At 42.9% G+C, this 23,912-nt stretch carries 17 protein-coding genes; 7 read left to right on the top strand and 10 right to left on the bottom strand.

Features of this window, described 5'->3' with window-relative positions; genetic code table 11:
* The first annotated feature begins 2 nt into the window (after positions 1–2).
* Positions 3–245 (top strand): VF530 family DNA-binding protein, encoded by a 243-nt coding sequence (locus tag C8N29_RS11115; RefSeq protein ID WP_107866140.1) that lies wholly within the window; start codon positions 3–5, stop codon positions 243–245.
* Here C8N29_RS11115 and C8N29_RS11110 read toward each other — a convergent pair.
* The 5 genes from C8N29_RS11110 to C8N29_RS11090 all read right to left on the bottom strand — a co-directional run bounded on the left by C8N29_RS11110 (position 242) and on the right by C8N29_RS11090 (position 11,504).
* Positions 242–2,434, bottom strand: a complete 2,193-nt coding sequence (locus C8N29_RS11110) for a patatin-like phospholipase family protein (protein ID WP_107866139.1) — start codon at positions 2,432–2,434, stop codon at positions 242–244. The genes C8N29_RS11115 and C8N29_RS11110 overlap by 4 nt on opposite strands.
* 97 nt (positions 2,435–2,531) lie before the next feature.
* A complete protein-coding gene (locus C8N29_RS11105; RefSeq protein ID WP_107866138.1) occupies positions 2,532–3,653 on the bottom strand; it encodes a beta-ketoacyl-ACP synthase III in 1,122 nt (373 codons plus the stop codon).
* Between the two features lie 112 nt (positions 3,654–3,765).
* Positions 3,766–7,647 (bottom strand): ATP-dependent RNA helicase HrpA, encoded by a 3,882-nt coding sequence (gene hrpA / locus C8N29_RS11100; protein WP_107866137.1) that lies wholly within the window; start codon positions 7,645–7,647, stop codon positions 3,766–3,768.
* A gap of 160 nt (positions 7,648–7,807) precedes the next feature.
* Entirely contained in the window at positions 7,808–9,469 is a 1,662-nt protein-coding gene (locus C8N29_RS11095) for an AMP-binding protein (RefSeq protein WP_107866136.1), read from the bottom strand.
* Positions 9,470–9,725: 256 nt separating this feature from the next.
* Positions 9,726–11,504, bottom strand: coding sequence for a M61 family metallopeptidase (locus C8N29_RS11090; RefSeq protein ID WP_107866135.1), 1,779 nt, complete (start codon positions 11,502–11,504; stop codon positions 9,726–9,728).
* 109 nt (positions 11,505–11,613) lie between these two features.
* On the opposite strand from C8N29_RS11090, the gene C8N29_RS11085 reads away from it, so the two are divergent.
* From C8N29_RS11085 to slyD, 3 genes are all read left to right on the top strand, one after another.
* Positions 11,614–12,552, top strand: coding sequence for an alpha/beta fold hydrolase (locus C8N29_RS11085; protein WP_107866134.1), 939 nt, complete (start codon positions 11,614–11,616; stop codon positions 12,550–12,552).
* 276 nt (positions 12,553–12,828) lie between these two features.
* A complete protein-coding gene (locus C8N29_RS11080) occupies positions 12,829–14,130 on the top strand; it encodes an NAD(P)/FAD-dependent oxidoreductase (protein ID WP_239987122.1) in 1,302 nt (433 codons plus the stop codon).
* A gap of 165 nt (positions 14,131–14,295) precedes the next feature.
* Entirely contained in the window at positions 14,296–14,781 is a 486-nt protein-coding gene (gene slyD / locus C8N29_RS11075; protein ID WP_239987117.1) for a peptidylprolyl isomerase, read from the top strand.
* A 48-nt stretch (positions 14,782–14,829) separates the two neighbouring features.
* On the opposite strand, the gene C8N29_RS11070 is transcribed toward slyD, so the two are convergent.
* Both C8N29_RS11070 and ppsA read right to left on the bottom strand, forming a co-directional pair.
* On the bottom strand, positions 14,830–15,825 hold the full coding sequence (locus C8N29_RS11070) for a ribonuclease Z (RefSeq protein WP_107866132.1): 996 nt from the start codon (positions 15,823–15,825) through the stop codon (positions 14,830–14,832).
* 70 nt (positions 15,826–15,895) lie between these two features.
* Entirely contained in the window at positions 15,896–18,286 is a 2,391-nt protein-coding gene (gene ppsA, locus C8N29_RS11065; protein WP_420836664.1) for a phosphoenolpyruvate synthase, read from the bottom strand.
* A gap of 506 nt (positions 18,287–18,792) precedes the next feature.
* On the opposite strand from ppsA, the gene ppsR reads away from it, so the two are divergent.
* The 3 genes from ppsR (at position 18,793) to aspS (ending at position 22,212) form a co-directional block, all read left to right on the top strand.
* A complete protein-coding gene (ppsR, locus tag C8N29_RS11060; protein ID WP_107866130.1) occupies positions 18,793–19,605 on the top strand; it encodes a posphoenolpyruvate synthetase regulatory kinase/phosphorylase PpsR in 813 nt (270 codons plus the stop codon).
* Positions 19,605–20,132, top strand: a complete 528-nt coding sequence (locus tag C8N29_RS11055; protein ID WP_107866129.1) for a DUF2939 domain-containing protein — start codon at positions 19,605–19,607, stop codon at positions 20,130–20,132. The genes ppsR and C8N29_RS11055 overlap by 1 nt, the downstream gene beginning before the upstream one ends.
* A 304-nt stretch (positions 20,133–20,436) precedes the next feature.
* Positions 20,437–22,212, top strand: coding sequence for an aspartate--tRNA ligase (gene aspS, locus C8N29_RS11050; protein ID WP_107866128.1), 1,776 nt, complete (start codon positions 20,437–20,439; stop codon positions 22,210–22,212).
* A 195-nt stretch (positions 22,213–22,407) separates the two neighbouring features.
* Here aspS and C8N29_RS11045 read toward each other — a convergent pair whose 3' ends face one another.
* The 3 genes from C8N29_RS11045 to C8N29_RS11035 form a co-directional block, all read right to left on the bottom strand.
* Positions 22,408–22,668: a Txe/YoeB family addiction module toxin gene (locus tag C8N29_RS11045; protein ID WP_204509335.1), complete on the bottom strand. Its 261-nt coding sequence runs from the start codon at positions 22,666–22,668 to the stop codon at positions 22,408–22,410.
* Positions 22,661–22,915, bottom strand: coding sequence for a type II toxin-antitoxin system Phd/YefM family antitoxin (locus C8N29_RS11040; RefSeq protein ID WP_107866126.1), 255 nt, complete (start codon positions 22,913–22,915; stop codon positions 22,661–22,663). Before C8N29_RS11040 ends, C8N29_RS11045 begins: the two co-directional genes overlap by 8 nt.
* Before the next feature lie 217 nt (positions 22,916–23,132).
* Positions 23,133–23,795 (bottom strand): RCC1 domain-containing protein, encoded by a 663-nt coding sequence (locus C8N29_RS11035; RefSeq protein ID WP_107866125.1) that lies wholly within the window; start codon positions 23,793–23,795, stop codon positions 23,133–23,135.
* Positions 23,796–23,912: the final 117 nt, after the last annotated feature.

Below are 23,912 nucleotides of genomic sequence, written 5' to 3'. Positions count from 1 at the left end.
TAATGATGTCCAAACTAGACCCACTACATGGTTTAACCTTAGAGCGTTTGTTAACACGTTTAGTTAAATTATATGGCTGGCCAGAACTGGCACGTTTTATTGATATTAACTGCTTCAAAAATGAGCCGAGTATTAAGTCAAGTCTGACGTTTTTACGCCGTACCCCGTGGGCACGGCAAAAAGTCGAGGATTTTTATTGCCAATACGGTCATGTGGATTGGCTAGAAGCAGGTTTTGAGGACTAATAACTAATCCCTAAGGTCAGATGTACCGCACGTCGTTGTTGTTGGCCTTGCGCAACGGTTAAATAAAACGGCCCAAGTCGAGTGTCTGCGGCCAATACAGCCCCCATACTATACACCGTATTATCTAATAAGGCCGATGACCAACTGTCTTGCTGAGAGGTTGCTCCTGCTTCTGCTAATAAACCCACATATATACCTCCACCTAAAGCAGACGGCATATCTTTAATTTGTTTATAACCCAATAAACGGGTAAAAAAGAAATTATTCCCAACAAACTCTGCCCGTCTATAAGCGGATAGGTTCAATGCCCCTCCTAATTGAAATTCCTCCGCATAAGGCAAGGTTGAACCTAAGGCCGTGCCACCACGCCCTGTTGCAAAAAAAGTATAATCGTCCCATGTAAAGGCACGCCGCCAATCTAAGGTTAAACGCTGATACGCTTTATCACTGCCAAGGTCTTGGTCAGCGTGTGTATAGTCCAACTTAATCCAATTCCCTGCCCGTGGAAAACGCGGATTATCTAACTGGTCAAAGACCGCTTTAATACCATAAGCTATTTGCTCATAATGCTCACCAATACTGGGATTATTGACCTCTAATGACGAACGCCAACGGACTTGTTGGTCGGCAACAAACATTCTCACTTCGCCCCATTTGCCAATCACCGACCCAATATCTATCCCCCCACCTGCATGTAATATACGGTGTTGGCCGACTGTTTCATGGTTTATGACTAAATCTTTAGGCTCATCTTTCCACTGTAACCACGGGGCTAAAAAAAATGCACCATTCAACACCGTAGGCTGATATATTTCGGTATATAGTGCGCGCGTTTCTCCTAACTCGCCTTGCACTTGCCATTCTGCACCCAAGTCATTTAACCAACTTCGACGCAACATGGCGACCAAACCAAAAGACGAGGTATTTGCAAAGTCGGTATTCATTTTTAAGCCAATACGCGCAAAATCTTGGCCATCTTTTTCGACAGGAATGACTTTCAATGTGGCTCCATCTGGCTGATTTTTAACCTGATAACCAATACGGACAAAATCACCACGGGCATATACTTCGTCAATACGCTGATGCAAAGCAGGAATGTCTAATAATTCGCCTTTAGGCACGGCTAACACCGACTTTAAGACCTGCGGGCTTACCCAACGTGTAGGTGCAATTTCAACTTTTTGAATATGAGGCGTTTTAGCTTTGCGTTGCTGACGCTGCTGTTGCCACTGTGCATATTCGACGTCTGTTAACGCATAGCGTTGTAATTGTGCTAAGCGTGTACGTGCAGCTTGCTCGCCAGCCGCCATCAATTTTGTAGATTCCTTAAAATCTGTCGAACTGAGTTTAGCCATCTCAGGGGTGATTAACACATCCTGAGCCGTCAAGGTCGCAATTTGTGCTTGCATATCTTTTTGCACGGCAATATTGATCGTTTGCTCACTCACCGCAAACAAGGAATCCAATTTTTGGCGTTGCGCATTGGGTGATGACACATTGACTGCAATCACCACATCACCACATAACTTACGGCCTTCATCAATTGCCATATTTTTAACAATACCGCCATCCACGACGAGGTAATTTTCATAAGGCACGGGTGGAAATACCCCCGAAACACTCATACTGGCTCTCATGACTAGGGGTAAATCGCCGTGACGCATAATCACGGTTTTACCCGTTTCTAAATCTGCCCCAATCGCGCGGTACGGGGTGGGTAATTGGTCAAAGTTTTCGACCTCTATGCCTTTGGTCATTTGTCTAAAAAACTGACTGATATAATGCACTCCCACCAAATTACGCGGCGGTACAGGCCAGAAATTTTTTAGTGTCAGGGTAAAATCAAAATAATCTTGTTGGTCGTCACGCTTACGAAAATAAGGCACATCTTTACGGTGTGGTTTATCACCAAACATATACTCCCAATCTGCTGCTGACACGATACTTGCCATTTCGTCTGCGGACATACCCGTTGCCATTGCACCACCGACAATCGCGCCCATACTCGTGCCAACCACACAATCCACAGGTACTTTAGCTTCCTCCAAAACCTTAAGCACACCAATATGCGCCAGACCACGGGCACCGCCACCCGATAGAACTAAGGCTATTTTGGGACGTTCTGCGGCTTGTACCAGCGCGCTTAGACTTAACAAAAGCACGGTAAGCGTTGTCAGACAAGACTTCATATTGTTTCCCTCACAAAAATAAGGGCAGTCACAAGGACTGCCCCTACAAAAGCACTATCACAAGGGCAAGTACAAGGTTTGCCCTCATCATTTATCATTAACGCTTTTTAACAATCACACTACCAATCGAGTAACCTGCACCAAAAGAACAAATCACACCAATATCATTGGCTTGCAAATTATTACGATGCAAATGGAAGGCAATAATAGAACCTGCGGAACTGGTATTGGCATAGGTATCTAAAATCGTGGGCGACTCTTCGGGACTGGGGTCACGGCCTAAGACTTTACGGGCAATTAAATCATTCATATTGCTATTGGCTTGATGCAACCACATTCGTTTTAAGTCAGTGGCAGTAATCTCTAATTCGCCTAAATGTTGGGTGATTTGCTCGGCAACCATTGGGCAAACTTCTTTGAAGACTTTACGGCCTTCTTGACGGAATAATTTGTCACGTTTGCCAACGCCTTCTTCATCACAACGATTTAGAAAGCCAAAGTTGTTGCGAATATTGTTAGAGAATTGGGTTTGTAACTTAGTACCTAACACTTCCCATGCTTCAGGATTAGTGCACGTATCGGCTGTTTCAATAATCACTGCGGTACACACATCACCAAAAATAAAATGGCAATCACGGTCACGCCATTCTAAATGACCTGAGCAAATTTCTGGGTTAACCATTAACACGCATTTTGCTGAGCCACTACGCACCATATCGGCGGCAGTTTGCAAACCAAATGTTGCGGATGAGCAAGCGACATTCATGTCAAAAGCAAAACCTTTAGCCCCAATCGCATGTTGAATTTCGATGGACATGGCGGGATATGGACGCTGCATATTTGAGCAAGCAACCAATACTGCATCAATATCCGCTGCGGTTTTGCCTGATTGTGCGAGTGCCCCTTCAATCGCTTTTACCGCCATCTCGCATTGTAAAGATTGCTCTTCATCGGGACGGTCAGCAATCACAGGATACATACGCTCTGGGTCTAATACACCCGACTTATTAATCACATAACGCGACTTAATGCCTGATGCTTTTTCGATAAATTCTGGAAAAGACGTTTTTAAGGCCGTCACTTCGCCACGTTCAATGGCTTCGGCGTTGCGCGCATTAAATAGCTCAACATAGGCATTAAATGAGTCAATTAACTCTTCATTGCTAATACTTTCTTCAGGAGTGAATAAACCTGTACCACTGATGACGACCTTTTTCATGTTTCGCTCCTGTATAACTCGTAAGATAGGTAGCGCGTGAGCTATTTTTTAGCCCCTAGGCAACTACCCCGAAAATGTGATGCTGGCTAACCGAACACGCTCACCTGTGATTTTATAGTTGCGCCCATAATTTCTCTAAACGCGCCTTAGACACAGGAACAGCCGTTTTCATGGGTTGTGCAAATAGCGAGATGCGATACTCTTCTAACAACCAACGATACTCGTCTAATGTTGGGTTTTCTATACCGAGCGCGACTAACTGCGCTTGCTTAGCTAGCACACCTTGCCAATGCTGCGATAACTCTTGGCATGCAAGGCTATCACGATTTAAATTATTTGGCAGTCTTTCTAGGCGTACTTGCAAGCCTTTTAGATAACGCGGGTATTCACGCCAGCGCGAGGGGGCAATTTCACCTAAAAATTGCCCTGCTTGCAAGGCATTTAATTGTTTTTCCATATCATCCAGTGCAGGCTTAAAAATTGGCTGCTTAAATATATGTTTTTGTTGGTTAAGTTCTCGCCATAATCTAAAAATCTCACTGGCTATTTTGAGTGTCTCTTGCCCTACGGACAAAATCTTCGCCTTTTTTTCTGCCAGTTCTTTATTAAAATCAGAGAGTGTATAAATAGGTTGTTGGCTAAATAACTGACGAAACACGGCTTGCACAACTTGTTGCTCTAATTGGACTTTAGAACCAAATGGCGCAAAATCAATGGTGAGACTATTCGGAATACTCTTTTTTAATTGTTTAATCTCGGCTTGACACAATTGTTGCCATAAAAACAAGGTACCGCGCACATGCTCTTTAGCTGCCAGCGCAGCATTAGGCAAATATTGTAAAAATACGCCTTCTTGTTGTAGCACTAAGGCGGCATAACTGCGTGTGGGTAATCCAGCCACTGGTTTTTCTATAACAGGAATTATCTCTTGGGGAAACTGTGTCAACGCGGCCTGAGAGGGGGCAACAGCCAACTGCACTTTAGCAGTAGCCAACTGCAAACGTATGGCCGATATATCACGACCGCTTGCAATTATTTTTGATTTATTATCAATGACTTCTATATTAAATTTACAGTAATTTTCTAAGTTTAATTCACTCTCCAGCCAGTCCTCTTTGCTAATTCTCAAGCCTTTAGTGTATAAACGCTGATGAATAGCCTGACTCAAACTTTGCCCTACTTGCGGGGATAAATCCTGCATCAACCATTTCACTGTATCGGGAATCGGGACTAATTGACGGCGAATCGCTTTGGGTAAGCCCTTGAGTAAGCCCTCTACTTTCTCTGTCAGTAATGAGGGAATCAACCACGATAATGCGGCGTCGTCTATTTGACTCAGTACCGCATGAGGGACACGTAGAGTCACCCCATCATCGTCAGCACTCGGGTCAAATTTATATCGTAAGGGTAAAACCAAACCGTTGATAGCCAACGTATCGGGATATTGGTGCTGGCAAGCCAACTGCTCTTGTGTCATCAATAATTCAGTTTGGCAGAATAATATCTGTGGGTTTTTTCGTTCTGCCTCGCGTCGCCAGCCTTCAAAGGTGCGAAGGTTAGCTACCGTCTCAGGAATCACACTGGCATAAAACTGATACAAAACCTCATCGTCAACCAAGATATCTCGCCGACGTAATTTGTCTTCAATATCAATAATTTCTTCAACTAAGTTCATGTTATACTTAAAGAAAGGCGCATTGAGATTGATGTCTCCTTCCACTAAGGCTCGACGAATAAAAATCTCATGTGCCTCTTTAGCATTAATCGTTTCATAATTTAATTTACGTTTGGGATTAATCACCAAACCAAACAAAGACAACTGCTCATAAGCCACCACTTTACCTGCATTTTTTTCCCAATGCGGTTCATAGACATGGTGTTTTAATAAATGTTTCGCTTCTTGTTCAATCCATTCAGGCTCAATTTTGGCATTGGTACGCAAAAACACTTGGCTGGTTTCGACAATTTCAGCGGCCATTAACCACGGCACAGACTTTTTATGTAAAGCAGAAGCAGGAAATACTTTGGCTTTTTGATTGCGCGCGGCCAAATACTCTTTATCATCATTTTTATGGGCAATAGACGAAAGTAAGCCTGTCAATAAAGCCCGATGTACGACTTCGTAGGTGGCTGGCTCACTGTTGCGTTGTAAGCCTAAATCTTTACACACTAAGACTAATTGATGATGAGTTTCTCGCCATTCACGCATGCGCAAATACGATAAGAAATGGCTTTTAATCCATTGTTTACGTTGATTTTCGCTTAACTCGGTACGCGCTTCCTCAAAGGCACGCCATAAATTGACATAAAACAAAAAGTCGGAGTCTTTGTCTTTGAATAAGGCATGTTTTTGGTCAGCCTGCATTTGTTTTTCAGGCGGACGCTCACGCGGGTCTTGGCTACCCAAGGCACTGACAATAATTAATACTTCGTCTAAACAAGCACTATGGGCAGCCGCGACTAACATCCTAGCCAAACGCGGGTCTAAAGGAAAACGACTCAGTTGTTGGCCTAAAGGTGTGATTTTTTGTTGTTTGTCTAATGCACCTAATTCTTCTAAAACTCGTACACCATCATTAATAAAACGACTATCGGGCGGCTCAATAAAGGGAAACTCGCTAATATTCCCCAAGCCCAAGACATTCATTTGCAAAATAACGGCGGCTAAGTGAGTACGGCGAATTTCGGGTTCGGTAAATTCTGGCCGACTGTTAAAATCTTCTTCACTATACAGACGAATACAAACGCCTGCGGCAATCCGTCCACAACGGCCTTTACGTTGATTGGCTGCCGCTTGGGCAACGGCTTCGATGGGTAACCTCTGTACTCGTGAACGGTAAGAGTAACGACTAATCCGTGCAAAACCGTTATCAATGACATAATGAATATTAGGCACAGTTAACGAAGTTTCAGCGACGTTAGTGGCAATAATAATCCGTCGGCCTTTGCCTGTCGGATGAAAAATACGTTGTTGCTCGTTAAGCGATAAACGTGCATATAAGGGCAAAATTTCGGTATGTGGTGGGCCATATTTACGTAAGGTATCGGCTAAATCGCGAATTTCACGTTCGGTGCTAGCAAACACCAAAATATCGCCACTGCCTGCTCGACCGTGTTGGCGTGAGTGTTCAATACACTCTTCTACAGCTGCTACTACCGCTCTAGGCATGGCCTCTTCGAGTAGTTCAAAGCCTTCATCTTCGTCCGATTGTACGCTTTCTTCAGCAATTGGCCGATAACGCACTTCAACTGGAAAGGTACGCCCTTCGACTTGAATAATCGGCGCACCATTAAAATGACGACTAAACCGCTCAACATCCAACGTCGCGGAAGTAATAATCACTTTTAAATCAGGACGCTTGGCCAATAACTGCCGCAAATAACCTAATAAAAAGTCAATATTTAGGCTGCGCTCATGCGCTTCGTCAATAATTAACGTGTCATAAGCGTTTAGATAACGGTCATTGGCTAATTCCGCCAATAAAATACCGTCCGTCATTAATTTAATATACGATTCCGCTTTACAGGCTTCATTAAAACGAACTTTATAACCAACGACCTCGCCCAATGGGGAATTTAATTCTTCGGCAATACGGGCTGCCACACTCCGCGCCGCTAAACGTCTGGGTTGGGTATGACCAATGAAGCCATACACACCACGCCCTGCCAATAAACATAATTTGGGTAATTGCGTGGTTTTGCCTGAACCTGTTTCGCCAGCTAAAACCACCACTTGATGTTGTTGAATCGCGTCAATAATTTCTTGCGCACGTTGGCTAACAGGTAAATCTTCATTTAATGTCACTGCGGGCAAAGCCTGTTGACGTTGCGCCACTGCTTGTTGAGATTGTTGTAACTGTTGCTGCAACTGGGCAATCGCGGCAGCTTTTTTGTCTTCAGGTGTGGTACGTAAACGCTGCCAACGACTAATAAAACGTGGACGGTCTTGGGTGAGGCATTGATTCAGTATTGGGAAGAATTCGGTTTTGTGCATAACAAGCTATCAGCAATGCCTAATGGCTAAAAACCGCTATTGTAAGAGAAAAAAGGCTCCTGTAGCCAATTCTACAGAGCCTTAAATTAAAAAATGGCTTACAGCACAAAGACTTTTTGTTATCTCGCTGCACATTCTCTCGCCATCGACTGTATTTTATTTATACCTTATCTCTTAATTCACGACGCAAAATCTTGCCCACAGGCGATTTAGGCAATTCGTCCTTAAAAACGATACTACGCGGTAATTTATAAGCCGTTAATCCTGTTTTTAAGTGAATCATCAGGCTTTCTTCGGTTAACTCAGGGTCTTTTTTGACAACAAACAACTTCACGACTTCCCCTGATTTTTGGTCAGGCATGCCTACGGCTGCACTTTCTAACACCCCTGCATGCGCTGCGGCGATTTCCTCAATTTCATTAGGATACACATTAAATCCTGACACTAAAATCATATCTTTTTTGCGGTCGACAATTTTAATATAACCGTCAGGCTGTATCATGGCGATATCACCCGTTTTTAGCCAGCCATCTACCGTCATCGTCTCAGCCGTCGCTTGCGCCCGTTGCCAATACCCTTTCATTAACTGGGGGCCACGTGCCCATAACTCACCCGCTTCACCAATCGGCATATCCTGCCCCTCTTCATTGACAATCCGTACTTCTGTATTGGGGGTGGGTAAGCCAATCGTACCTATTTGAATCGCGTTAGGCGGGTTTAAGCTAATGACGGGTGAGGACTCGGTCATCCCATAACCTTCACAAACAGGACAGTTGGTTAATTTTTCCCAATCTAGGGCAACTTGCTGTTGCATCGCCATCCCTCCCGCAATCGTCAGTTTTAGCCTAGAAAAATCTAACTTTTTGAATTCGGGATGATTCATCAAGGCCACAAATAAGGTATTTAACCCCATGATGGCAGTGAATGGCCATGTTTTTAACTCTTGGATAAATCCCTTAATATCACGCGGATTGGTGATAAGCAGCGTATGCATGCCCATAATCATGCCAATACAAGAGACACCAAACGCAAAAATATGGTACAGCGGCAAGGGACACACCATCGTTTCGCGCCCTGTCTCAAGTACAGTTGCTAAAAAAGCATGCGTTTGTACCATATTACTGGTAATACTTTTATGTGTTAGCATCGCGCCTTTGGCAATCCCCGTTGTGCCACCTGTGTATTGTAAAACGGCAATATCTTCGGGTTTGGGGCTGGCTTCTTGTAATTTATTTGGGTTAGCGCTCATCATCTGCGTAAAAGGAATGGCGTCGGGCAAATTATAGGCGGGAACCTTTCTTTTAAGGTATTTGACCACACTATTCATCATCAGACGTTTAGGCAATGGCATCATGTCGGCGATTTCGCTAATCATGACATAACGAATGCCTGTACGGGGCAATACCTCTTGTACTAAATGGGCGAAATTAGCGAGCGTTAATAAGGCTTTACATCCCGCATCTTTGAATTGATGCTCCATTTCGCGCGCTGTATATAAGGGATTTGTATTGACCACCACCAAGCCTGCACGCAGAGCACCAAATACTGCAATCGGATACTGCAAGACATTAGGCAACTGAATAGCGATACGGTCACCGATGTGTAGCTCCGTGTTTTGTTGTAACCATGTGGCAAATGTCGCGCTGTATTTATCTAATTCGGCAAAGGTGAGTGTACGCCCCATATTAGAAAAGGCAGGTTTATTGGCATATTTACGACAAGCATCTTTAAATAAATCAAGTAAGGTTGGATAAATATTGGTATCTATGTTTCTTGCAATACAGTCTGGATATTTTCCCTGCCAAAAATCTTGGTAATCCATCAACTCACTCCTGTTATCTTTTTTAACGGCAAATGGTCCGTTTTTTATTTTTATCATTATTAGGGTCTGTTGACGTGTTAGGTATGAGCCGCGTTGCTGATAAAAATCGCCTCAGACAAGGCACAAAACGCAGCGGATAGTGAGTCTATTGGCCAGTTTTGTCACACCGTATGAGACGATTCTTAACGCAACCACAATCAAAACGTCAACAGACCCTAGCCTTTGAGCGTTTATCCCAAAGGCTGTTGTTATTGCTTTACTGGCCAAACAGCCATTGTTGTTGTAATAAACTATCTTGTGTTGTGCTCTTTGCACGTAAACTACACACATCAGCGATACTTGCTTTCAGTTGTACTTGACAACTCATCAGCTCGTCACGTCTAAAATAATGCACGCTAAGGGTATCACCAATCGCATAAGTGGCAATATGTTTTTCGCACTGAGCGCTGACTTTTAGACCATCTATGGCGATAATCACATCACCAGCCGATAAGCCTGCACTGTCTGCTGCCCCACCTAAATAGACGTGTTGCAATTGATATCCTCCTTCTGCTGCTTGCCCTCGAACGCCCAAGCTGGCACTGGCTTGCGTTTTTTGATTATCATATTTGAGCTCCAGCTCAATGCCTTGCCGAGCTAACAACTCTGCAAAAGGTAACTCTTGGGTACTGTACAAACAGTGTTGCCAAAAAGCGGATAAATCTTCAGAAACACATTGCTGACAAAGTTGTTGCACGGTGTCATTCGTCACGCCAATCCCTGTTTTACCGTATTGTTGCCACAATAAACGCATCACATGGTCTAAACTGGCCGTGTTATGACTTAATTGTCTGAGTTTAAGGTCTATACATAAGGCGACTAATGCCCCTTTGACATAATAACTGACAACACTATTGGGCGTATTTTCGTCTTGTTTATAATATTTTGTCCACGCATCAAAACTGGACTCCGTAACACTTTGATGGTGTCTACCTAATGTTTTGAGATGTCTGGTAATGGTTTGTGCTAATAGCTCCAAATACTCGGCAGGCTGAATGACACCTGCTCTGAGGAGCAGTAAATCATCATAATAGGAGGTAAAACCTTCAAATACCCACAGTAATTCGGTGTAATTTTCTTGATGTAAATTGGGCGTTACTAATACGTCGGGCTGTATACGTTTCACTAGCCATGAGTGAAAATATTCATGACTGCATAAGCCTAAAAATGTTTTGTATTTATCACTGAGTTTATCTTTTGGCTCAGTGACTAATGGCAAGTCGTCGCGCGAACATAATAAACTGGTTGAACTTCGATGTTCTAAGCCACCGTAACCGTTACCTACTGCCATCACTTGAAACAAATATTGCTTGAAAGGCGGTACGTCGTCTCCCCAAAACGCAATCACCGTTTGGCAAATAGCCTGTAAATCTTGCGCTAAGCGCTGCATATCGGTGCGATGCTTACCTGTAATCACTAGACGATGTGGCGTATTGGCACTACGAAAGTCTAAAGAAGTGAAGTCCGCCATCTCGACGGGATGGTCAACCAGTGTCAAATAATCGTCAGCATAATAGTCACCAAATCCCTGCTTGTTGATATGGACTGGTTCTAAACTGGTCGCTACTTGCCAATCTCCCACATTCATGGGTTTAACTAAGCTAAGGAGGTGCCCCTCTTGCTCCAATCCCTCTGCGGCCAATAACAAACAAGTTCCATTAAAATAGCCGTGTGTTTGGTCTAAATGTGCCCCCCGTACCGATAAGTCCCAAGCATAAACACGGTAATCAATCACCAACTCACCTGCATGTGCTTCAACCTGCCATTGATTTTTTGTTAATTTTTTGACATCTAATAACAAGCCTTGCGTTGTCTGGGCACTTACACTCACAATATGGCGCGCAAAATCTCGTATCATATAACTACCTAAAATCCAATTAGGTAGCCAGAGAATTTGCCCCAAAGGATTGGGCTTGGTGATAATCAGCCTAATTTGAAAAAAATGGTTACTGGGATGATTTGCTGAAACGGTGTAATGACATGCAATAGGCTTCATATGTTTGGTCAACCTTAATCAATTTCGATGCTGTTGAATGCACGGCCATTTACTGCCAATTATCAACAAGCGCTAATACGTATATAAATATATTTAGGACTGCGAGTGAATGAATAACCCGAATCTTAGCCCTGACGCAACGCTATTATATTTACCAACACCTGATGGGCATAAAATTCCTGTTCGTCATTGGCCTGTGAGTAAACCACGTGCTGTTATCCATTTAGTACATGGTATGGCCGAACACAGTGGTAATTATGATGATATCGCAGCTTTCTTAAATCAATATGGTTATGCTGTTTTAGCACACGACCATCGTTGTCATGGTTTAGCCGTTGCCGACACGCCGTTGGGCAATGTCAGCCGTCATCAACATTGGCAAGGTATTTTGCAAGATATGGCGTTATTGCATAATTGGATTAAGGCCACTTATCAAAAAACCTCTGTGATTATTGTTGCTCACAGTATGGGTTCATTTATTAGCCAAGCCTTTATACAAGCACATCCCAAAGCCATTCAAGCCTTAGCGCTATCAGGCTCTGATTATTTAGCACCTTGGTTTACCAAAAGCTCAGTTAAATTGGCGGCCTTAGAGTGTGTAAGACAAGGAAGTAATGGCCGTAGTCCCATTATTCATGCTTTAGGTTTTGGCAAATTTGCTAAAACATTCAAACCTCAGCGTACCGATTTCGACTGGTTATCACGTGACTCACATTTTGTCGATAAATATGTTGCCGACCCTCTGTGCGGCTTCAAATTAGCCAACAGCTACTGGCGTGACTTTTTAAGTACCTTAGCCACGATTTATCAACCCAAAAACATGGCTAAAACCAGCGACGGGTTACCCATTTATTTGTTTGCAGGCCGTGCTGACCCTGTAGGCCACATGGGCAAAGGGGTACAAAAATTGGCGGCCATGTATCAAAAACATACAAAAGCTGTTTTAAGCCTCAAACTGTATCCCGAAGCAAGGCATGCTATTTTACATGAAAGCAATGCTAATGAAGTCCGTTATGACTTGTTATCTTGGTTAATGACCGTCTCTTAAACAATCCAGCAGTTAGTATATCAGTTGACGTTTTAGCTATAAGTAATTGATAAACGTCAACTTTTTAATTTTATCTCTGTACTTTTCCTCTACATCCTTTTTCTAACACACCATGCCAAGCTAGGCTTTTTTTACTCGTTTCGTTACAATGTGTAAATTAGGCATACGTCTTGCGTATTTCTCTGTGACTGACCTCGTACGCAATACCTTCAAAAGCCATGACATCAATGCAAGCCCGCGCGTGTGTTGTTGTGATTGTTTTTATTTTTTGAGGTCATTATGAATACACTTCATCATATCGTCATTGTAGGTGGTGGCGCAGGAGGTTTAGGGTTAGCGACACAGCTAGGACATAAATTAGGCAAACGCAAACAAGCCAAAATTACGCTTGTTGATGCGCATTTAACCCATATTTGGAAGCCTCTCTTACACGAAGTTGCTGCGGGAACGTTAAACTCATTTGAAGATGAACTGAATTATTTTGCGCACAGCGTCAAACATCATTTTGACTTTCAATTAGGGCGAATGACGGCTATCAATCGGGAGCAAAAAAGGATTATGCTCGCCCCCTTATTAGATGATATGGGTCAAGAAGTCGCGCCTGCACGTCATATTACCTATGACACCCTCGTGATTGCAATTGGCTCTACGGCTAATGATTTTGGCACGACAGGTGCGCGTGATAACTGCATGTTTTTAGATTCGCGTGCACAAGCAGACCGCTTTCAACAACAATTTTTGAATATGTACTTACAGGCACATGCCCTACCTGCCAATACGTCTTTACCCCCAGAACTAAATGTGGCGATTATTGGTGCAGGGGCAACAGGCGTTGAATTGGCAGCCGAATTACATCATGCCAGCCATGAGTTTGCCCGTTATGGTTTAGATGATATTCAGCCACAACATGTTAAAATCACCTTGATTGAAGCAGCTGACCGCGTATTACCTGTCTTACCTGAGGCTGTTTCTGCCGCTGCCGAAAGCCAATTAAAACGTAAAGGCATTCACGTCTTAACACGTACCAAAGTACAAGCGATTCATGCACATCATATTGAATGTGCTGATGGCACGCGTATTCCTGCCGACCTTAAAGTATGGTCTGCGGGGATTAAAGCACCTGACTTTTTACAAGGCATTGCAGGTTTAGAAACCAATCGCATCAATCAACTCGTAGTGACAAAAACCCTTCAAACAACCCGCGATAGCCATATTTTTGCGTTTGGTGATTGTGCTTCTTGTACGTTGGCCAATATGGAGCGCCCCGTCCCGCCGCGCGCGCAAACTGCACACCAACAAGCCAATTATTTAGTCAAGGCATTAACTGCACATATTCAAGGCAAAGCACTGCCTGATTATCAATACAATGACTTTGGTTCCTTGATTTCACTCAGTGAAGGCAGCAGCGTCGGTAACTTGGTAGGAAATATTCATGTCAAAGGTCGTATTGCGCGTTTAATGTATGTCATGCTGTATCGTATGCATCAATATGCCCTCCACGGCTTATTTAGAACCCTGTTATTATGGGGCAAAGACCAACTCAGTAAAAATGCAAGCCCAACCCTGAAATTACATTAAGTGGCTATATTGACTTATTTACTCAGGATTTAGGCTACTTCATCAGCTGTTTTGACCAATAAAAACAGCTTAGTGGGATTTTTCACGATTTTATACAAGCATAATCATGTTACTTACAGTATGATTAGCGGCTGATTTTATGATGGCGCAATGCCCAAAGGTTTTATTATGCAAATTTCCAATAATAGCGTGGTTTCTATTGCCTACACGCTGACTAACGACGAAGGCCAAGTGATTGATACATCTGCGGGTGGCGCACCTTTAGTTTATTTACACGGCGCACAGAATATTATTCCTGGTTTAGAAAATGCATTAGTTGGCAAACAAATCGGTGATAAATTAAAAGTGACCGTTGCTGCGGGTGAAGGTTACGGTGAATACCGCGCAGACTTAGTACAAGTTGTGCCTAAACACTTATTTGCAGGCGTGGATACGATTGAAGTGGGCATGCAATTTCATGCTCAAACCGATTATGGCATGCAGGTCGTCACGATTGCGGCGGTTGAAGGCGATGAAATTACCGTAGATGGCAACCACCCTTTAGCAGGTCAAACTTTACATTTTGACGTAGAAATTGTTGAAATCCGCGCTGCCAGCCAAGAAGAATTAGAACATGGTCATGTTCACGGCGAAGGTGGCCATCACCACTAAGCCTCTTAGTCATGAGGCATTAGATGTCTTATATTTAACTGCCTCTGTCTAAGTACAAAAAGCCTCAAGTGATTGAGGCTTTTTTATGGATAGACTTAACAACTCACCTGCTTTTGTTAAACGATATTTGGCAAAATCTTCGGCTAAAAACAACTTTCCTTGATAATATTGCCCTGCTTCTTGTTGAATATCAGCAATTGATGGTGATTGCTTGGTATTATGTTGATAACGTGGGCTAAAATGCGTCAAAATTAAGTGCGGTAATTGTTGCTGCTGGGCAAATTTTGCTACTATCGCCGCCGAACTATGTTGCACCTGTGCCCCAACGTTAGCAGCAATATCTTCGGTATAGGTTGCCTCATGAATTAATACTTGAGCTTGATGACAAGCCTGTGTTAACAATTCAGGGGTATCATTATCACCACCCACGATAATCTTTCGTGCAGGTCGGCTCGACACTAAATAGTCTTGGCTATGTAATATTTTGCCTTGCCACTCAACATCTAAACCCTTTTTAAGCTGTCCCCACAATTGGCCTTGTGGTATTTGCTCAGCTAATAATTTATCGCTGTTTAAACTTGGCTCAATATTATTTTCAATAAAGGTATAGGCATAAGACGGCACACGATGCGCCAACAAAGTGGGTTGTATTTGTACTTGGTCATCATGCCATTCTGTTAACTGGTCAACTGCTAAAAAATTCACGCTATACGGCAAATATAACTCAGTTAATTGGCAACTGACTTTTAACCACTCTTCAATTGCTTGGGGTGCAATTAAGGTTAAAGGCTCTTGTCGCCCTAACATTGATGCACTGGCCAATAATCCTAATAAACCATAACAATGATCACCATGCACATGGGTAATAAAAATCGCTTTTAAAGTTTTTAATGACAAAGAACAATACAATAACTGATGTTGTGTGCCTTCACCACAATCCACTAAATACCAATGTTTACTATTTTCGGGCTGCAAGGCTAAAGCGCTGACATTACGCTGTTTGGTTGGCGTACCTGAAGACGTTCCTAAAAATAAAAGTTCCATTTAATTTCCTATAAAAACATAAGCCTCCGAAGAGGCTTATGTTATCAACGCTAAAATTTCATTTTAAACATTATTTTCCATGCTTTTCAGCTAAGAAAAACCATGTTTCTAACACAGAATCAGGATTCAAAGATACAGAATCAATGCCTTGCTCCATCAACCACTGAGCAAGGTCTGGATGGTCGCTGGGGCCTTGACCACAAATACCAATGTATTTATTGGCCTTACGACACGCATGAATCGCGCGCGACAGTAACATTTTTACCGCAGGGTCACGTTCGTCAAACAAATGAGAAACAATACCTGAATCACGGTCTAAGCCCAGAGTCAGTTGTGTTAAGTCATTAGAACCAATGGAGAAGCCATCAAAATACTGCAAGAAGTCTTCTGCCAATAAAGCGTTGGTGGGTAACTCACACATCATAATCACACGTAAGCCATTTTCGCCGCGCTTTAAGCCTTTTTCGGCTAATAACTCAATCACACGTTTAGCTTCGCCCGTGGTACGCACAAAGGGAATCATCACTTCAACATTCGTTAAGCCCATTTCGTCGCGGACTTTTTTCAGAGCACGCACTTCTAAATCGAAACAATCACGAAAATTATCCGAAATATAACGTGAGGCGCCACGGAAGCCTAGCATGGGGTTTTCTTCTTCTGGCTCATACAACTTACCGCCAATTAAATTGGCGTATTCGTTAGACTTAAAGTCAGACATACGCACAATCACACGTTGTGGGTAAAAAGCAGCCGCCAGCGTAGAAATCCCTTCGACCAGTTTTTCAACATAAAATTCAACCGGTGAGGCATAACCTGCTGCACGGTTGGTCACGGCATTACGAATATCTCGCGGTAGCGTTTCGTAATTTAATAAGGCTTTAGGATGCACACCAATCATACGATTGATAATAAACTCTAAGCGTGCCAAACCAATGCCTTGGTTAGGAATTTGTGCGAAGTCAAAAGCGCGGTCTGGATTACCGACATTCATCATAATTTTGAACGGTAACTTAGGCATAGATTCAATGGAGTTCTTTTGAACTTCAAAATCTAACATGCCTTCGTAGATAAAACCTGTATCGCCTTCGGCACAAGATACGGTGACTTCCATCCCGTCACTGAGCACTTCGGTGGCATTACCACAACCAACAATCGCGGGCACGCCTAACTCACGGGCAATAATTGCCGCATGGCAAGTACGACCACCACGGTTGGTGACAATGGCAGAAGCACGCTTCATCACAGGCTCCCAATCGGGGTCTGTCATGTCAGAAACTAAGACATCGCCATCTTGTACTTTATCCATCTCTTTAATGGACGTGACGACTTTCACACGGCCTGCACCAATACGTTGACCAATAGAACGGCCTTCACAGAGCACGACACTGCCTTTTTGCTTGAGCAAATAGCGTTCCATCGTACCGACGTTTTGACGGCTTTTTACTGTTTCTGGACGTGCCTGCACAATATAGAGTTGACCATCATCACCGTCTTTTGCCCATTCGATATCCATGGGTTGGCCATAATGTTTTTCAATAATTAAGGCTTGTTCGGCTAAGGCGGCAGCTTCGGCATCGGTAATTGAGAACTTTAAGCGTTCGGGTTTATCAACATCCACCACGAGCGTGGATTTACCTGCCGCACCCGATTCACCGTAAATCATTTTTTGAGTTTTACTGCCCAAGTTACGGCGTAAAATCGAGGGGCGTTTAGCTATTAAGGTTGGCTTATGTAAATAGAATTCATCAGGGTTTACTGCGCCCTGCACCACCATTTCACCCAAACCATAAGAACTGGTGATAAATACCACATCACGGAAACCTGACTCGGTATCTAAGGTAAACATCACCCCTGCCGAGCCTGTTTCAGAGCGCACCATGCGTTGAATGCCTGCGGATAGTGCCACACCTTTGTGGTCGTAGCCTTGATGTACGCGGTAAGCAATCGCACGGTCATTAAATAAAGAAGCAAATACTTCTTTAACGGCAATCAATACATTGTCGATACCGCGAATATTTAAGAAGGTTTCTTGCTGGCCAGCAAACGATGCATCGGGTAAATCTTCTGCGGTTGCAGAGGAGCGTACAGCCACTGCAATATTGGCATTACCCTCTGACATTTTGGCAAAATTATCACGAATTTGCTGTTCTAAGGCGGGTTGCAATGGCGTAGCAACAATCCATTCACGAATTTGCTTACCCACTTCTGCCAAACGCACCACGTCGTCAACATTTAAGTGTTCTAAAGCATCGTTAATACGTTGATTGAGGCCACTTTGCTCTAAAAAGTCACGATAGGCTTGCGCGGTGGTGGCAAAACCGTTTGGTACTGACACACCCACATTTGCTAAATTACTGATCATTTCACCTAAAGAGGCGTTTTTACCGCCAACGAGCTCAACATCATTTTTACCGAGTTGTTGAAACCAGAGGACTAATGCTTCCAAAGTAAAGCTCCCTATGCTGTAGAAAAGTTCATAAACGACTATAGCGTTTATGTGTGATAAGCCTATACCTATTTGTGTTTATATCATATAACTGAGGCCAGTGGCTGTGAAACATTTGCGTATAAAACACGTTAACTGCCCAGTGTTTATTGCCAAAGGATAAAACCCGTGATACCCCGATGTATGACTGTCGTTAAATCCTCATTGAGGCGAATAATCTTTGTGTTATCTTAGATAAATAACACAGTTTAGGACTAGGCGCATTCAAACTCAGAGTCCATACGCTTGGCTTAAACACCGCGCAGCCATCCTGAAATGGTGCAGTGCGTGAATCCGACACATCGAGGTGAAACTCTGATTTAGGTTAGCCAACGTTGGCAACAGACTATGCTAAGACTTCGATGCCAGCATCTCACTAAAGCATAACGTAATTTTATTGATTTCGCTGCTAAGCACACGGCATATTGTGTTTAATATAAAGTCTTCAACGACTGAGTACAAATGATAAAAGGGCTAAAAACATGAATCGTAGCGTATTTTTTATTTCAGACGGTACAGGCATTACCGCTGAAACATTAGGTCATAGCTTATTGGCACAATTTGGCTGTGTCACTTTTGAGCAATACACCTTACCTTATGTTGATAGTTTTGAACGCGCTCAACAAGCCGTCAAAAAAATCAATGAGGTCGCCACCGAAGATGGCTGTAAACCGATTATTATTGATACCATCGTTAACAAAGAAATCCGTCAAGTCATTGCCAACGCCAATGGCTGTATGTTTGATGTCTTTGAAACCTTTGTCGGCAAATTAGAAGCTGAGCTTGGCGTCAAACCCGCCAATCAAGTAGGCAAACACACGGTTGATACCCTCGCTTACAAGACACGTATCGATGCGGTTCATTTTGCTTTAGACAATGATGATGGTGCGCGAACTCGCCAATATGACTCCGCAGATATCATCTTAATTGGCGTTTCACGCTCAGGTAAAACGCCCACGTGTATTTATTTGGCGATGCAGTTTGGTATTCGTGCGGCTAACTACCCACTGACCGAAGACGATTTAGACGGCGAATGTTTACCTAAAGCGCTTAAAGAACACAAAAATAAACTGTTTGGCCTAATGATTGATGCCGAACGCCTGACAGCTATTCGTAATGAACGTAAAGCCAATAGCCGTTATGCCAGTCCACAACAATGTCAGCAAGAATTACGCGCGATAGAAAGTATCTACCGTAACGAAAACATTAAATACTTAAATGTATCAGAAATGTCAGTTGAAGAAATTGCCACCCGCATTATTCATTTAGCGGGCTTAAAACGACGGATTAACTAATGAAAAAAGCCATCATTGCAGGCAGCCTCGGCCTCATAGCGGTGCTCTATGCTAGCCCTTATTATGCGGTATATCAATTTCAAGAAGCGATTCGCAGTAAAAACACGGCTAAACTCAACAGCTTAATTGACTACCCTGCCGTCAAAGAGAGCCTCAAAAAATCCTTAAGCCAAACGATGAGTGCGGCATTATTAACAGAAAAAACCGACAATGGCATGAATGCCTTTGCCACGATGTTTGCCAATGCTTTTGTCAATCCACTGGTAGACACGCTTATTACACCTGATAATCTCGCGCTGATGCTGAGTGCCAAACAACCCGACGGTTTAGATAAGGAAACCACCGATATCGCCCCCTCAAAAACCACACAGGATTTAGAATTTAAGCAATCTTATCAGGGCATTAATACCTTTGTTGTCGATGTTTACGATAGCCAACAGCCCACGCTGGTTTTCAATTTTGAGTTTAGCCGAACGGGTATCCTAAGTTGGCAATTAACTGCCTTAAAGATTCCCTTAAATCGTTGATTATTTTTAGTGAAGGTTGTTATATAAACTTTCCCTCTACCCTAATTATCGGGCATAATGTTGGGCTTTTTAAGGGACAAGCCCAACGAGGATGCGACATTCCGTGGTTGTTTTGATGCGAGTCTGTTGATAGTTAGCTTGTGGTTGCCAACACACAAAACATTAACGTCTCAAATGCCCAAGGCCGCACAACATAACAACAACCGCTAATAACCATCCCTTAACTCCCTGTTTGTAACAAAAAATTGGACTCATCAACTTGTTTTATGTTGAGCTATGATCCTGACTAGCTAGGTGACTGAATATGATGCGCACACATTATTGTGGCAGTTTAAACGAATCGTTAATTGACCAAACCGTAACACTTTGTGGTTGGGTACACCGTCGTCGTGACCACGGGGGTGTGGTATTTTTGGATATGCGTGACCGTGATGGTTTAGTACAAGTTGTTGTTGACCCTGATACGCCAGATGCCTTTGCTTTAGCCGATAAAGCACGTAGTGAATACGTATTAAAAATTACTGGCCGTGTTCGTCAGCGTTATGCAGGCACAGAAAATCCTAATATGCCCAGTGGCATGATTGAAGTCTTGGGTAAAGAAATTGAGGTCTTAAACACCTCCGAAACGCCGCCATTCCCCTTAAATGACGAATTTGCTAATGTCGGTGAAGAGATTCGCTTAAAGTACCGTTTCTTGGATATGCGTCGTCCAGAAATGTTACAACGTATGCGTTTCCGCTCTCAAGTGACTTCTAAAATCCGTAACTATTTAGACCGTCATGGCTTTTTAGATGTTGAGACCCCTGTCTTAACACGTGCTACGCCTGAAGGTGCGCGTGACTACTTAGTGCCATCGCGTACCCAACAAGGTTCTTTTTTCGCTTTACCCCAATCACCCCAATTATTTAAACAATTATTGATGGTGTCTGGTTTTGACCGTTATTACCAAATTGCTAAGTGTTTCCGTGACGAAGACTTACGTGCTGACCGTCAACCCGAATTTACCCAAATCGACATCGAAACGTCTTTTATGTCTGATGAAGACATTATGAACATTGCCGAAGGCATGGCGGTTGAGTTATTTGACGAATTATTAGGCATTAAGTTTGATAAATTCCCACGCATGACTTATGCCGAAGCGATGCGTCGTTTTGCGTCTGACAAACCAGATTTACGTGTGCCATTAGAATTGGTTGACGTGAAAGACTTAATGCAAGATGTTGAATTTAAAGTGTTTGCTGGCCCTGCCAAAGACCCTAAAGGTCGTATTGCCGCCATTCGAGTGCCACAAGCTGCCGAAAAATTAACACGTAGTCAGATTGACGACTATACCAAGTTTGTCGGGATTTATGGTGCTAAAGGCTTAGCCTACATCAAAGTCAATGACTTGAGCCAAGGGGTTGCAGGTTTACAATCGCCTATCGTGAAATTTATTGAACCGATTGTTTTAGAGTTATTAAAACGTGTGGGTGCCGAAAATGGCGACATCGTGTTCTTTGGTGCCGATAAAGCCAAAGTGGTTAACGATGCCATGGGTGCATTGCGTGTCAAAATCGGTCACGATTTGAATATGCTCACTTGCGAATGGGCGCCTTTGTGGGTGGTTGACTTCCCAATGTTTGAAGAAGTTGGTGAAGGTCAATGGACTTCTGTTCACCATCCATTCACCATGCCACACGGCACAGTTGAAGACCTAAAAAATAATCCAGCCGAAGCCACGTCTGTTGCTTATGACATGGTGTTAAATGGTACTGAGATTGGTGGTGGTTCTTTGCGTATTTACAATCCAGATATGCAAAAGGCAGTATTTGAAGCGCTTGGGATTGGCGAAGAAGAAGCGCAAGAGAAATTTAGCTTCTTGTTAGACGCTTTAAAATTTGGTGCGCCACCACATGGCGGTTTGGCCTTTGGTTTAGACCGTTTGGTGATGTTAATGACAGGCGCAACGTCTATTCGTGATGTAATCGCCTTCCCGAAAACCAAAACTGCTGAATGTTTGATGACTCAAGCACCTGCCCCTGTTGAAGGTAAGCAGTTACGCGAGTTAGGTATTCGTTTACGCGAAAAAGTCGGCGAGTAACAACTCCTCCCCCTTTTCTAGGGGGAGATTGGGAGGAGGCATCATTATGATGCTAACTCCCCCCTTATTAAAGTGAGGGAACTTAATTGCTGTAGCATGTGGTTGACGTAGGAAATCCACAATTTATTAAAGAGGGGTTTCGTTCCTCAACCCATCCTACTTGCTACGCTGCATACAGGCTACAAAACTTAAATTTTAATAATGATAACGACAAGAAATAATGGTCAGATGGCTATTGTTAACCGCATAAACCAAACGATTTGTCTCATCAATGCGCCTTGACCAAAATCCTGACAAATTTTCTTTAAGGGCTTCAGGTTTTCCAATTCCTTCAAATGGTGAGCGTTTACAGTCTGTAATCAGCAGATTGATACGTTTTAATGTTTTTTTGTCTTGCGCCTGCCAATACACATAATCACTCCATGCTTCATCTGTCCATGCTAATAGCCTAGTCATCAATTAACTCTCTTTCCACCATTTGTGCCTGTTGATATTGGTTAATAGATTTTGCCAAATGAGCAGCATTAGCAGGAGAACGGAGTAAATGTACTGTTTCCATTAAGCTGTTATAGTGGTTTAGTGACATAACGACAGCATCTTCGGCATCACGGCGCGTAATAATGGTGCAATCGGCATCATCAATCACACCATCTAATACGGCCTTTAGGCTATTTCTTGCTTGACTAAAAGAGATAACATTCATAACCGCTCCACATTTGTACAACATATGGTACAAGTATAGTGAAAATAGCGTTATTTATACAAGTTGTATTTGGTTTTTATTATATTAATCCTGTATTTCGCTACGCTGCATATAGGCTTGCTATAGCGTGTGGTTGACGAAGGAAACCCACAACTTATCAATTAAATAGGATGGGTTTCGTTCCTCAACCCATCCTACTTGCTCTCTGTTGTATGAGTTATTTCCAAGACCATAAAGACTTTTCGGGTACTAATAAATATTTGCTTGAGTCAGTTTGAGATGATGATTTACCTGTCCCCCTTAGCCCGCCCCTTTCTCCTAAGAAAAAACGCACCTCACCATTATTCAAACCTAATGCCGCAGAATAATTATTCGCCACAATAAAAGCTAATCTACCATCTGTGAAAGTATTTATAGGGTAAGGCTCTCTATTACTATTACCCCCTGCTAAATCAGGGCGCCAATAAATACTAGACCCCCATCGCCATAACCGACCCTTTTCATCTATGGCTATCGGTTTTCTTTCTGTTATTTGTATAATGCGACCAATATTTTTAACTTTGACTAATTTTTTATAGTCTGATAGGTTGCCCTGACCGAGTTGACCTCGATCATTATCCCCAATCGCATGTACTGAGCCATCGTTTAATAAAAAGTAATAGGTTGAAATATCACTTCCCATACTGACCACAGGTAAAGGAAGGTGCAGTTCATAAGCCTTTATTTCGACACCTTGCTCTACAAAAGTTCGGACATTACGCACTAAGGTTTCTAAAACACCTAGCGGCTTAAATAGTAAATCAACCCTCCCTGTGCTTTTTAGGGCAACCACCCCGTCTAAGGTGGCAATTATTTTAACCGCTTGCTTATCGTGATACATTTTAGTGGGGCTTGTTAATGATCCTAGCCAACTAAATGGACAATTATTCCCTCTAAAGCTAATTTAAGAATTATGTTTGGAGAGAAGAAATGGCAAAACGTTTTAGCCCTGAATTTA

The sequence above is a fragment of the Agitococcus lubricus genome (assembly GCF_003051055.1).
Taxonomy (GTDB): domain Bacteria; phylum Pseudomonadota; class Gammaproteobacteria; order Pseudomonadales; family Moraxellaceae; genus Agitococcus; species Agitococcus lubricus.
The sequence above is the reverse complement of the archived record's forward strand: the minus strand, read 5'-3'. Positions and strand labels throughout refer to the sequence as shown.